Genomic DNA, 12,208 nt, shown 5'->3' with positions numbered 1-12,208 from the left:
ACAACCAGCAGCTCCCGCAATCAGCCCTGGGCAGCAAGACGCCCTTGCAGGCGATGAAAGACTGGCACAAACTCAAGCCCGACCTGTTCAGGAAACGGCCATACTACCTTCCGGGATCCGACACGTATGTTCCAAGGCGTCCATCCATAACAAGGACGCTTCTCAAGCTGTCCTGATAGTCCTGAACATACTTTTTGATCTTTACGATGCGTTTGTGGTCAGGGCCATATAGAATGAGTTCATCCGTTTCCATCTGGCGAAATGTATCTTCAGGAAACCGGTAGCCATTTGCAGGCATCCGCATTGGCTTTTCTGTGTCAGGATGAATGACTTCGAATTCGTAGCCACCCGGCTTTGTGTTGTGAACACTCTCTGAGCCTGTATAGATACCGTCTTCATCAACCCACTTATACCGGGTGAGATTGCCAAGGGACTCCCTGTTGTCCTTGATGAGGTCTGCAAGCTCTTTTTCGATTTCTTCGGGAGTTTTGCCTTCTCGCTTCCTCGTTTCAAAAAAGTCTACGAGGATTTCTTTGGTGTCCGACTCTGAGCTCTTCCAGCTCTGCGGCAAGTTGGTCTTCGATTTTGCATAGCAAACGATGAATTCGTTGTCTTTGTTGATCAGGGTCGGGTTGTTGTCTGTGACATTCTTCCAAGAAATGACACCGACTCGATTTTCTTCCCCTAGGATTTCATCAAGAAGCCTCAGAAGGTTGCTAAGTTCCTTGTCATCTATGCTAACGAATATGACCCCGTCATCAGTCAAGAACTGACGTGCTAGTGACAACCTTGGATACATCATCGACAGCCAGCCGGAATGCAGCCGCCCCGCCGTCTCGGTCTTGCTGGTGGTGTTGTCCCCATCCTCGGTGCGCTGTCCCGTCAGTTTCAGGTAGTGGTCCAGCGGGTCCGCAAAGTTGTCGGGATAGATGAAATCGTTGCCTGTATTGTAGGGCGGGTCGATGTAGATCAGCTTCACCCGGCCAAAGTAGGACCGGTAGAGCACCTTGAGCACTTCAAGGTTCTCTCCCTCGATGAACATATGCTGCGCCTCATCGAAGTTGATGCTATTGTCCGGGTCAGGGGCCAGCGTCGCGGAAGACGGCGCTTGCAGCATCGCCATCGCATCCCGCTTGCCCGCCCAAGTGAAGGTGAACCGCTCCGGTCCGTCTTCCACCTTGTCGCCCAACAGGGCTTGCAGGGCTTCGACATCCAGCTTCCCGTCCGAAAACGCCTCCGGCACGGACGCCTTGAGGCGGTTCAACAGCTCCTCGCGTTGACCTGGCGTTTGGTCGTCTACCCGTTCGACCTTGGGACGGTCAGTCATGTTGTGCTCATTTCGCTTGTCGTCTGTTGCGAATTGGTTTGGCGCCATCATTTCATTTCCGCGAAAGCGTCACCAGTCGAAACCTGTGTTTCTTCAGAACTTTAAAGCGTTTTGCATTTAATCTGAGGCATATCCGGCAGCTTTGATGAAGTTCCAGGGCGTTATTGCACATCTCTGACGAAAGAGGATTCACTTTGCGAATCCATGCGGTTACACGGGCTGCATGAGCAAGCCATCTCCCGCCCGCTATCGCACGACGAACTGGTCCAGCTACAACGCGTCGCTGCGCAAACGGGGGTCTCTGCTGATCCGGGTCGACAAGGCCATGATCTGGCGCGCGCCGCGTGACGGCCGGCCCGGATGTCCGCCGGTCTTTTCCGATGCGGCCATCCAGTTCTGCCTGTCAATCAAAGTGCTGTTCAAGCTTCCCTTGCGCCAGACCGCCGGGATGGTGGCCAGCCTGCTGCGTCTTGCGGGACTGGACTGGCCGGTGCCGGACTTTTCCACCCTGTGTCGGAGGCAAAAGACCCTGGCCGTGCAGGTCCCCTATTGCCGTGCCGACAGGCCGCTGAACCTGCTCGTGGACAGCACCGGGATCAAGTTCCTCGGGGATGGCGAATGGCAGGCGCGCAAGCATGACACGCAGGGCCGTCGTCAATGGCGCAAGGTGCATCTGGCCATGGATCCGGCCACGTCCGACATCCGCGCCGTCGAATTCACCCCCAGTCGCGACGGCGACAGCCACGTGCTGCCCGACCTGCTCGACCAGATCCCCGAGGACGAACAGATCGGTACCGTGACCGTCGATGGCGCCTACGATGCGCGCCGCTGCCACAAGGCCATCATCGAGCGTGACGCCGTTCCGATCATCCCGATCCGCAAGAACGGACGCTTGTGGAAAGAGAACTGCCCTGCGGCACGCGCCAGAAACGAAACCCTGCGCGCAACGCGATGTTACGGGCGGGCATTCTGGAAACGTTGGACGGGATACCACGCCCGAGCAGGATCGAGGCGAGAATGCGCTGCCTGAATGCCTTCGGCGAGCGCATCGCCGCGAGAGGCTCCGACCGCCAGACCGCCGAAATCCACATCCGCATCGCCCTCATGACCCGCTCCTCGGCCCTCGGCACCGCCGAGATCGTCCGCGCGGCATGACGTCAGCGGGGTATGGGGCCGTCACGCCTCAAGCGGGAGTTGCGCAACAACGCCATGCAGACGGCACGTCTTCTCCCTGGGTCAGGCTGATGAGACGGTTAATTTTCTTCTCAACATCCCTGCCAACATTGTTTTCGATGACCCATTCGAGGAGATTGATCAGCTCTTCTGTCAGATCGTTGTAGAGCTCGCGGGCCAGGAGCCGGACAACCTGCTCTCGAGCATGGGTTTGATCTCCAGAAACGTCAGGATCATGGGGAACTCGAGCACCAACCATTATCGCTTTCGATTAGAGTGATTGGTAGCCGAGGACGGAGAAGGTGCGCCTGGCAGCCGGGCAACATGGCCGGACTACCGGCTTTCGGGGCGGTTCGGCGTCGCCGCCGGCTCCGGCGCCGTCGACTGGGCAGGTCTCGGCTTGACCGGGGGCGTCGGCGGCCGCATGCTGGGTGCCACGGACACAATTAAGGAGGCCCGGCTCACAAAAGACTGGGTCTATTTAATTTTCTTGGAGGCTAGCATGGCGAGCGACCCCTTTGAAGACGCACGGAAAAATTCCTTTAATGAACAAGAGCTAAAAGACAAGGCGTTTAAGAGAAAAATCCAAGAACAAAAACATCAGGCCAAATTACTTAAACCACTCTACAAAAAAATCAAAAGTAAATTGCGCGGAAGCGGGCTGAATATATGGCTTACAGAAGACCAGTATGGTATCATTAATTGTATCAGTATTGGCGCATTCGCGCCAACAATGAATGAAGGGAAAACCTCCCGAACGGGAGATCTAAATATTTATCTCTATAAAGATGGTTATGAGGCAAAATATAGAATTGAAAAAAATTATTCTTTAAATGAAAATCGTACTAAAGACGCGCGCGATTATAAGGACTGGCTGTCAGAAACCGAGGTTATGGAGGAAGTTGGTTATTACGTTGGACGGGAAGAGGCGCTTAAAAAAAGGGTTAGGGATGAGAAATACAGAAAACTTTTTGAAGACCCTTGGGTGTTTTTCTGGATTGTTGTAGCGATTATATCCGGCATTTACATTTTAGCTTAGATAGTTAGCTCTAAGCCGCACTAATCGCGATAAGATCAGGGCGTTGTTGCACATCTCTGGAGACAGAGGATTCTCTTCGTGAATCCATACTGTTAGACGCGCTGGATGAGCAAGCCACCTCCCGCCCGCTATCGCACGACGAACTGGTCCAGCTACAACGCGTCGCTGCGCAAACGGGGGTCTCTGCTGATCCGGGTCGACAAGGACATGATCTTGCGCGCACCGCATGACGGCCGGCCCGGACGTCCGCCGGTCTTTTCCGATGCGGCCATCCAGTTCTGCCTGTCAATCAAAGTGCTGTTCAAGCTTCCCTTGCGCCAGGACGAGCAGATCGGCACCGTGACCGCCGATGGCGCCTACGAGACGCGCCGCTGCCACACCGCCATCATCGACCGGCAGGGCACCGCGATCATCCCGATCCGCACGAACGGACGCTTGTGGAAAGAAGACTGCCCGGCTGCACACGCCAGAAACGAGACATTGCGCGTCACCCGCCACTACGGCCGGGCGTTCTGGAAACGTTGGACGGGATACCACACCCGAAGCCGGATCAAGGCGAGGATGCGCTGCCTGAAAGCCTTCGGCGAGCGCATCGCCGCACGAGACCCCGACCGCCAGACCGCCGAAATCCACTTTCGCATCGCCCTCATGAACCGATTCAACGCCTTCGGCACCGCCGCGATCATTCACCTGCCATGACATCGGAGGGGAAAGGGGCAGTCACGCCTCAGGTCCGAATTGCGCAACAACACCCGTGCCACGGCATTCAAACAGTCTCGACTTGACTACACAAGGTATTGAACCTACGATCTCCCAAGATAACATTTTTCCGCCTCATTTCCAAAATTTTTCAAGCTTGCGCAATCGGATGCACTTCATTGTCTTCGAGCCATTTGTGGAGAGCTTCGAGCTGGTAAAATACTCGCCTTCCAGCGCTCACTCTCGGCGGACCGATTCTCATTGCATGCCATCGATCTAGAGTCCGTTTGGAGACACGCAGATAGCTAGCGGCTTCTAGTGGGGTCAGTAATTGTGTGTTTGCTGTCATCAGAATTCGCTCTTTTGCTGCTAGTTCCTATCTAATGGCTAGATTTTTTCCAACAATGTCAGCTTCGACTCATGAATCATCGTTTTGATGATAATTACGCCAATGCCGCATTCTTGATATGATATTAGTGCGATTTCTCCAAAATTCCTCGAAACATTTGCGCTTGAGTTAAAGCACCTAACCCTCGGATTTTAGTAAAAAAACATACCACCCTTCTGTCTTGACTCCGTTCGGCTTTCATTGATTGATTGTGCCTTTTCCTTGCACCAAAAAGCGCGCTCCATTTCTTAGTGCCAGAACTCCCCTTATTTTGAGCAAATACTGAGGTGACCGCGCGCATGATGAAACCAGGGCTAATCCTGCAATAGCTGCTAGCTTTCCGCAGCTATGTACTGGCCTTGTTCTGTCCAGACTGCGGAGCGCCGAATGTAAGTTGCCACTTTCGATATAAGACTGAGTTAGTTGGAGAAAAGATCGGATTGGCAGACCAACTCGACGGAGATGGCAGGGAAGAAATCGCCTATCGCATCATGGATAGCCGTAAGGTCCAATTTAGCTCCAGGCGCGTTGTGGAAAATGTCAAACATCTTTGACGCGTGATTTTTGCGGCTGGCCCTCTATCAACAGGAAAGGAATCCGTCATGTGGAACGAACACTACACCCTGAAAGCGAACCAGTGCATCATTCCGCCTCGTCGGCCGCGCTGCAAGGACGTGGACCTGAAACTTCCCGAGGTCGGTTCTCGCTGGGGCGCCTACACCGTCCTGAGCGTGAAGACGGGTATGATCCGTCTGCGGGAGATGAAAACCGGGAAGGAGTTTACCCGGCGGTTGACGCCACGCGGGTGGGCCGAGCCTAAGGAAGTCCCGAACCGCTCTGCACTTAGTGATCAGATAGCCATGCTTGCGGACCAGAAGCGTCGTGCGAAGGCCTACGCGGAGAAGGTCGGAACGCACGAAGCATGGGAGAAATATCGCTCCCTTGCATCGGCGCACGTCTGAGGTCCGATCCTGGCACAGGTGCATTATGCACAAGTGCCGGGATCGGGGCCTGATTTGTCTGAAATGGACATTTTACGGCCAGAATATTCACCCTTCTGGCCAGAATATTCGCCTTTCGGGTCTGAGCCAATATTATGTCTATACATAATAGTTTGGCCTAAGTCATTGATTAGGCTGAATAATCCAAAAATGGCCAGATTCTAGTTTTGGTTGTGGGCTAAACCTGAGGGTGTGGAGGGTGCAAAAAACCCCCATTTTCGGGGGGTTTGGGGGTTTACAGATTAAGGCTGTGGAGGGGGTGACGATAAGGTACTGATTTTTCGATGTTTTTTACCAAGAAGTGCTCGATCTGTCCGATCAGCAGTATATTATTATACTATAACTCCTCTCCGTCTTTTTACTTCTGGGGAAGAGAAAAGGAGAGTCTGTAGGATAGAAAAAAAGTTGCCACTAAGAAATTTTGGGTTGCGAAAGTTTTGCGATCTTTACACTCAGAACAAAACTTTGGCGCCTGCTCCGGAAATGGTCACCCACCCCAACTGGTTCAAGTATTCTTTTATCATCATGGTGATGATCTCACAGAGAAGCTCACTGAGTGGCTTTAGACCCGCCTCCGGTGGTTACCCCCTCTGAAATCAAAGAACCCCAATAGAAACTGAGCACATTGGCGCTGTGAAGGTCCACAGCCCTAACCATGCTCCGCCATGTTCAGGCTCAGGACTAAAATGTCCATTGTCCTCGGACAGCGGACAAGAATGTCCCGCCAGGACTGAAATGTCTTCCATTCCTACAGACTCAAGGTCTCCGATTGTTTCGGAGACACGTCTACCCGTGCAATAGGATGACCCATGCTACAAGAATCCCGCGACCAACTCATCAAAATAGCCGAGAAAACGGCCCTGAAACACAACCTGACCATCTACGACGCACTCGAACGTGTCGTGAATGATCGGGCCAATTTTGAACTGCTACTTGCAGCGATGGGCAACCATTACAAGGGTCACCCCCCAACCCGCCAAACACTCCGCAACTGGATTGTGAAACGCAAGGATCACCCTGCGTACATTACACCGTCCAAGCGTCCGAAAACTTACCTCAAACAACAGTTAGAAACTGGTAAAACTGTCACCCAACTCGCCGAAGAGCTCGGCGTAACCCGCCAAACAATCTACAACCGACTGAATCGGAAAGAAAGGTAAGGCGCCGTGCACTCCAATTTTGTGCCGTGCATAAGGGCGTATGCCGACCGGCTGGAATGCTGGCAGGATGGGCAAATCGTTGGCCAGCACGAGCGTGCCTTCGGGCGCGACAGGACCATCTTCGATCCCCTGCATTACATCCCCGTTCTGCCCCGCAACCTCAGACGCAAAAAGAAGGAAGCTCAGAAAACGCGCATTGACAGATTAGAGAACAGAATCGGCCAATTTTGTTGAAAAACTCGCGCTTGATCGATTGGTAAGTCGCTGATTCAATTCTCTCAACGGGCGGGAGGATTAGCACGATGATGGGACCGAGACAGGAAGCGCAGGCGGCGCTGTTCTACGAGTTCTCGCTGGAGGGTCACGTTCCACGAGATCATCTTTTGCGGTCGATTGATCGGTTTGTCGACCTGAGCAGTATCCGTGCCCATCTGACCGAGTTCTACAGCCACACCGGTCGTCCTTCCGTCGATCCCGAGTTGCTGATCCGGATGCTGCTGATCGGGTATTGTTTTGGCATCCGGTCCGAGCGGCGGCTCTGTGAGGAGGTCCACCTGAACCTGGCATACCGGTGGTTCTGCCGCCTTGATCTGAACGACCGTGTCCCGGATCATTCGACGTTTTCCAAGAACCGGCACGGCCGGTTCCGTGACAGCGAGTTGCTGCGTCATCTGTTCGAGACGACGGTGGCGCGTTGCATCGAGGAAGGTCTGGTGAGCGGCCAGCGCATGGCCATCGACGCGAGCCTGATAGAGGCGGATGCGAACAAGCAGAACTCCACACCGAAGGACGACTGGGACGCAGCGTGGATCGACCCGGCAGATGCGCCACGCGCGGTCCGCGAGTATCTCGACACGCTGGACGAGGCCGCCTTCGGCGCTGCCAGCGAGGTCACGCCCAAGTTCACCTCGCATTCCGACCCGGCCAGCCAGTGGACCGCAGCCCGCAAAGGCCCTGCATTCTTTAGTTATTCGGACAACTACCTGATCGATACGGACCATGGTGTCATTGTCGACGTTGAGGCGACCCGCTCAATCCGGCAGGCCGAGGTCGGATCAACCAAGACCATGTTGAAACGGGTGAAGGCAAAGTTCGGTCTGCATCCCGAACGCCTTATCGCGGACACCGCCTATGGCTCAGGGCCGATGCTGGGCTGGCTCGTGAATCGGAAGATCGCACCCCATATCCCGGTGATAGACAAGGCCGGCCGCGACGATGGGACATGGACACGGGCGGACTTCGAGTGGGATGCCGAGAACGACCAATACATCTGCCCCGAGGGCCATGCGCTCAAGCAGTTCCGCCGCAACTACTCGGACCCGAACCGTGGGCCGAGCGGCAAAGGCACAGCACGCTATCGGGCCCTGAAAGAGGTTTGTCAGGCCTGCCCATCCAAATCCAAATGCTGCCCCAACGCCGAGGCCCGCAAGATCACCCGTGAAGAGCACGAAGATGCCAGAGACATTGCCCGCGACATCGCCAAGACCCGCCAATACGACATCTCGATGAAACTTCGGAAAAAGGTCGAGATCCTCTTCGCGCACCTCAAACGTATTCTCGGCCTGGGCCGCCTCCGATTACGTGGTCCATGCGGCGCAAACGACGAATTCCTCCTCGCCGCCACCGCCCAAAACCTCCGAAAACTGGCCAAGATCTTTCCTGCACCGCAGCAAACGCGAAAAGCCTGATCAAAAAGGCACTCGCGCCGCATTTGGAACAGCCGTTTCTGCGCTCGCAAACGTTAGTTTTTCCACAGAATCGGCGGATTCCGGACCTTCGCTGCGCTTGGTACGAATGACCAGGTTGCGGAAAAAACTGTAGTTCGCTGCAGAACAGCGTGGTCTCGACCAGAGAGCATCTGCAATTCGCGCAAAATGACCCTAAGCCGCGCTTGCCCGACACAGACAACTGGCCTGGATCGGAATGTCAGCGCGGGCAACAGCCTGATCGAGCAATAGCCGAATATGTGGCAACTCGACCTGTTCTCCACGACGCGCCAAACACTCATGCAGACCGTGCAAGGCCCAGACGTTACGAGGGTGCTGGCTTGGCCGCGGCAACTGTCCATCAAGGCCAAGATCGGCGTGATAGACGGCCTCGGCCTCGTCGTATTCGCCAGCCTCCAGCAAGAGCGCCCCCAGGGCGTGCCGTGTGGGCTGCGGCCACGACCACGGCTCTTCGTATTCCAGATTGTCATCGAGTTCGACGGCCCTGCGTAGATGATCGAGCCCTTCCGCCTGTCGACCCGCCTTGAAGGCAATCTCGCCTTTCATCATCTCTTCGCCCACTGCAAGTACGTTCCGCGCGGTGTTGTTAAACAGCATCCGCGTTTCGGGAACCTCGGCATATGCGGCGGTAAACTCGACCATGGCCGCCCGTGCCTCGTCATGGCGACCCAGATTGGCCAATGATATTGCCTTGGCATAGTAGATCAGCGCATTTGTCGTGACGTAGAGCACCTTGTCTTGCGGCTGTTCCAGCTCAAGGATCTCGGACCACATGCCGAACCGGATATAGACATGCGGCGCGGCGGCGACGAAGGTCTCAAAAATATCGGGATAGGACCGCACCACTTCGTCGGGCACCTCTTCGCGCAAGCGCTTTGCCGCGGCCACCGCAGCCCCCTTTTGGCCCAGAAACATCGCACCGTAAGAGGCGAAATGCAGATTGTGGATGCGATAAAGCGCATAGAAATTCGCCGCCCCCGCATATTCCTTGAACACGTCATCGACCTTGGCCGCAGCCAGATTGCGATAAAGCACGTTTTGATATTCCCCACACAGAACATCGATATGCGTGCCCATGTGAACCAGATGGCCCGCATCCGGGACCAGATCCTTCAACCGGTCGCCGTGACGCAATGCGCGCTCAGGATGCGGCGACATCTCCATCAAGTGGATATACATATGAAGCAGACCGGGATGGTCCCAGGCCCCCGCCGTCTGGCCGAAGGCACGCTCCATGACCGCCATCGCCTCAGGCGTCGATGCGTCCGGGTTCGGCACGCCCTTGGCAGTATCCCAAAGTTGCCAGGGCGTTCGGTTCATCAAAGCCTCAGCATAGACGAAGGCGATATCGAGATCGTCCGGATAAGACTCATAAACCGGCTCCATTGCAGCGGCAAACCCGTCGTTGAAAGGCTGGTAGTCCTCAATCTCGGGATCAGTTGGGTATCGGGATGCGAGCGCCTGAATAAGCGCGCGCTCTGCCGGTTTGGCACTATCCAGCGCCAGGCCCGCCTCAAGCGCGGCATGGGCCCGCGCTAAAGCCGGAGCTTTTTCGTCGGGCGTGAACACCTCCCAGGGCTTGTTGTAATTAGGGCCAAAAGCATGGGCGATGCCCCAATGGGCAAGCGCACAGGCTGGGTCGGACTCCACCGCCTTCTCGAAACACACAATGGCTTCTTCGTGGTTATAGGCAAACAGCCAGACCAATCCCCGGTCGAACCATAGCTGGGCGCTGGGTTGAGCGCTGGCAGGGCGACTATAATCTCCCAGATCAAAGTATTCGGACATTGGAATTGCGCCCTTGAAATAGGATCAAAGTAGCACGGGCAGTCGTCGCCACTCAAGTGTAGATTGAATGACCGATCTGGCCGATGCTGCCGTTAGCTGCACGGTGTGCCAAAGTCGCCTCTGGGCCGGTCACGTCTTGATGGGCTACCACGGTTCGCAACTTTGCAGCGGCAGCTCCCTGCGCAGAGCCGCCGCTCAACCGGGCCGACCCGGTCGACGTTTCTGACGGAAACTATCAGATGACGCCAGTCAGCCCAAAGCGGACCCACTGACCTTGACGCGAAAATGCGATAGCTGACCTTCACCGCGCGGTCGTTGAACCGGTAGTATGCGGACTCTGCTGACGTCTGGAAATTATCCGCTTTCGACGGTCGCTCAGAACTCACGATTTATGCACACCTCGGTCGTCACTTTAATATAAGACACTTACCGCGTGCATAAGTTGCGTGCAAAATTGGCAACGTGCGACACAGAATAAAACAATGAGGATATCGTGACTCTAGCCGCATTCGCTCGCAAAATTTCTGACCATAGCATCTCTTCAACTAAACTATATGCAACAAAGTCTTGAGTCGTTTAGCCAGAAAAATTCAGTTTCTGTAAAAGAATGTCAAATTTTGACTTCTTAGCCGCTACCGCCGCCTTATCTTGCGAAATTCGCGTCTCCTCTTGAAAGAGAGCATCCTGAGCTTTCTTCCTTACACGTTCATTTTCTGCTTTTTCTCGCTCAACACGAGATGTTTCAGAAACCTTTCCAAAAAGCCAGCCAACAATAATTCCAGCTAAGCCACCGCCTACGACACCCATAAACCCATAAATCAATAATCCAAAAATCCAAGTAAATGTGCCCCCGATGTAGCCCTGTCCAGTCGCCTCATTTGCTGTCAATATGATGGCTATAACAGCTCCAATACCAGCTCCTACGAGCATGCCAGAAGCACCTCCCATGAAACCAGCTTCTTTATCATGCCTCACTTGGACAGAAGGAACCCTGGTTGTGGGAAGTGCCCTCATTACTTCAGCGACCTCAGCCTCTACCGCGTCACTTTGCTTTACAATGAAGTCGTTTCTAATTTCTATGAGAATTGGCTCTTGTTTTCTAAAGTCCAGCAGGTCAGATAAGTAAGTCTTTTCATCAATAACCTCCATGCTTTTCTCTAGGTGCATCAAGCGATCACTTTGAGTATTCGAACCCGAAACTGTATGAAAAATCTCATGAAGAGTTTTGAGTTGCAACGATTCATTGCGCCATTGATTCAATTCATCAAGAGTTTGAGTTTTTTTCTCCTTAAACCACAATCTAACTTTGGGTAGGTGATTTTTGAAATCTGCATCAGATGCCGCTCGAAAACAGAAGAAGCTTTCCTCTGAAATTGCCTTCAGAAGGGGTTCTTTTGCTTCTTCTGCGTCGCCTTTGTGCATCAGTACTTTTGCCAAGAGAAATTCTGTTTCAGGCACCACCGCCACAATATTGGAAGCAGCTCTGAGCACCTTCTCTGCCTCGACCATGTTGTCAGAGCAATAACTACACCAGCCAGCACGAGTTAGGGCCATTTTACGGAAGAACTTATCACCTTCCCCAGCATAGCGATGGGCTAAGAGAAAATCTTCTTTTGCCAAATTTGTGTCTACAAGTTCGATCTCGGTACCAATGAGGCCTTCAAGAATCCTTCCACGCAAATAATAGAAACTTGGCTCAAGTTTATAACCTGAGTTTCGATCATCACCTTCGATTGCCTTCGTACAAAACTCAATGCCTTCTTGCCACAATCGACGCTCTACGTGTCGGATCCCGGAAGGTAGTATGGCCGTTTCCTGAACAGGTCGGGCTTGAGTTTGTGCCAGTCTTTCATCGCCTGCAAGGGCGTCTTGCTGCCCAGGGCTGATTGCGGGAGCTGCTGGTTGT

At 54.0% G+C, this 12,208-nt stretch carries 10 protein-coding genes and 3 pseudogenes; 7 read left to right on the top strand and 6 right to left on the bottom strand.

From position 1 onward, the window contains the following. Positions 1-103: 103 nt before the first annotated feature. A complete protein-coding gene (locus tag DQW77_RS17480) occupies positions 104-1,327 on the bottom strand; it encodes a site-specific DNA-methyltransferase (protein ID WP_181711331.1) in 1,224 nt (407 codons plus the stop codon). A gap of 223 nt (positions 1,328-1,550) precedes the next feature. Here DQW77_RS17480 and DQW77_RS17475 point away from each other — a divergent pair. Continuing rightward, a pseudogene (locus tag DQW77_RS17475) lies at positions 1,551-2,482 on the top strand (IS5 family transposase). Between the two features lie 28 nt (positions 2,483-2,510). Here DQW77_RS17475 and DQW77_RS18125 read toward each other — a convergent pair. Continuing rightward, entirely contained in the window at positions 2,511-2,759 is a 249-nt protein-coding gene (locus DQW77_RS18125) for a hypothetical protein (RefSeq protein WP_147095019.1), read from the bottom strand. A gap of 21 nt (positions 2,760-2,780) precedes the next feature. Here DQW77_RS18125 and DQW77_RS17470 point away from each other — a divergent pair, with 21 nt between their 5' ends. Together DQW77_RS17470 and DQW77_RS17465 are read left to right on the top strand one after the other, a co-directional pair. Continuing rightward, a complete protein-coding gene (locus tag DQW77_RS17470; RefSeq protein ID WP_113259586.1) occupies positions 2,781-3,539 on the top strand; it encodes a hypothetical protein in 759 nt (252 codons plus the stop codon). Between the two features lie 105 nt (positions 3,540-3,644). Further along, the gene (locus DQW77_RS17465; RefSeq protein WP_113259584.1) at positions 3,645-4,238 is read left to right on the top strand and encodes a transposase; all 594 of its coding nucleotides are present in this window, start codon (positions 3,645-3,647) and stop codon (positions 4,236-4,238) included. 151 nt (positions 4,239-4,389) lie between these two features. Here the strand turns inward: DQW77_RS17465 and DQW77_RS18825 are convergent, their stop codons facing one another. Continuing rightward, on the bottom strand, positions 4,390-4,587 hold the full coding sequence (locus DQW77_RS18825) for an AlpA family transcriptional regulator (RefSeq protein ID WP_113259582.1): 198 nt from the start codon (positions 4,585-4,587) through the stop codon (positions 4,390-4,392). A 641-nt stretch (positions 4,588-5,228) separates the two neighbouring features. Between DQW77_RS18825 and DQW77_RS17455 the strand changes: the two genes are divergently transcribed. The 4 genes and pseudogenes from DQW77_RS17455 to DQW77_RS17440 all read left to right on the top strand — a co-directional run bounded on the left by DQW77_RS17455 (position 5,229) and on the right by DQW77_RS17440 (position 8,475). Next, complete coding sequence (locus DQW77_RS17455) at positions 5,229-5,588, top strand: hypothetical protein (protein WP_113259580.1); 360 nt, start codon at positions 5,229-5,231, stop codon at positions 5,586-5,588. A gap of 848 nt (positions 5,589-6,436) precedes the next feature. Continuing rightward, a complete protein-coding gene (locus DQW77_RS17450; protein ID WP_113259578.1) occupies positions 6,437-6,787 on the top strand; it encodes a helix-turn-helix domain-containing protein in 351 nt (116 codons plus the stop codon). A 30-nt stretch (positions 6,788-6,817) separates the two neighbouring features. Next, positions 6,818-6,943: pseudogene (locus DQW77_RS18820) on the top strand (Mu transposase domain-containing protein); the annotation flags it as partial. 146 nt (positions 6,944-7,089) lie between these two features. Then, positions 7,090-8,475 carry an IS1182 family transposase gene (locus tag DQW77_RS17440; protein ID WP_113259574.1) on the top strand — a complete coding sequence of 462 codons (1,386 nt, stop codon included), beginning with the start codon at positions 7,090-7,092 and terminating at the stop codon, positions 8,473-8,475. 192 nt (positions 8,476-8,667) lie between these two features. On the opposite strand, the gene DQW77_RS17435 is transcribed toward DQW77_RS17440, so the two are convergent. The 3 genes and pseudogenes from DQW77_RS17435 to DQW77_RS17425 all read right to left on the bottom strand — a co-directional run. After that, a complete protein-coding gene (locus DQW77_RS17435) occupies positions 8,668-10,302 on the bottom strand; it encodes a hypothetical protein (protein ID WP_113259572.1) in 1,635 nt (544 codons plus the stop codon). A gap of 576 nt (positions 10,303-10,878) precedes the next feature. Continuing rightward, a complete protein-coding gene (locus tag DQW77_RS17430) occupies positions 10,879-12,072 on the bottom strand; it encodes a hypothetical protein (protein ID WP_147095018.1) in 1,194 nt (397 codons plus the stop codon). A gap of 8 nt (positions 12,073-12,080) precedes the next feature. Continuing rightward, positions 12,081-12,208: pseudogene (locus DQW77_RS17425) on the bottom strand (IS481 family transposase); the annotation flags it as partial.

This window comes from Roseovarius sp. TE539 (genome assembly GCF_003298505.1).
Classification (GTDB): Bacteria; Pseudomonadota; Alphaproteobacteria; order Rhodobacterales; family Rhodobacteraceae; genus Roseovarius.
The sequence above is the reverse complement of the archived record's forward strand: the minus strand, read 5'-3'. Positions and strand labels throughout refer to the sequence as shown.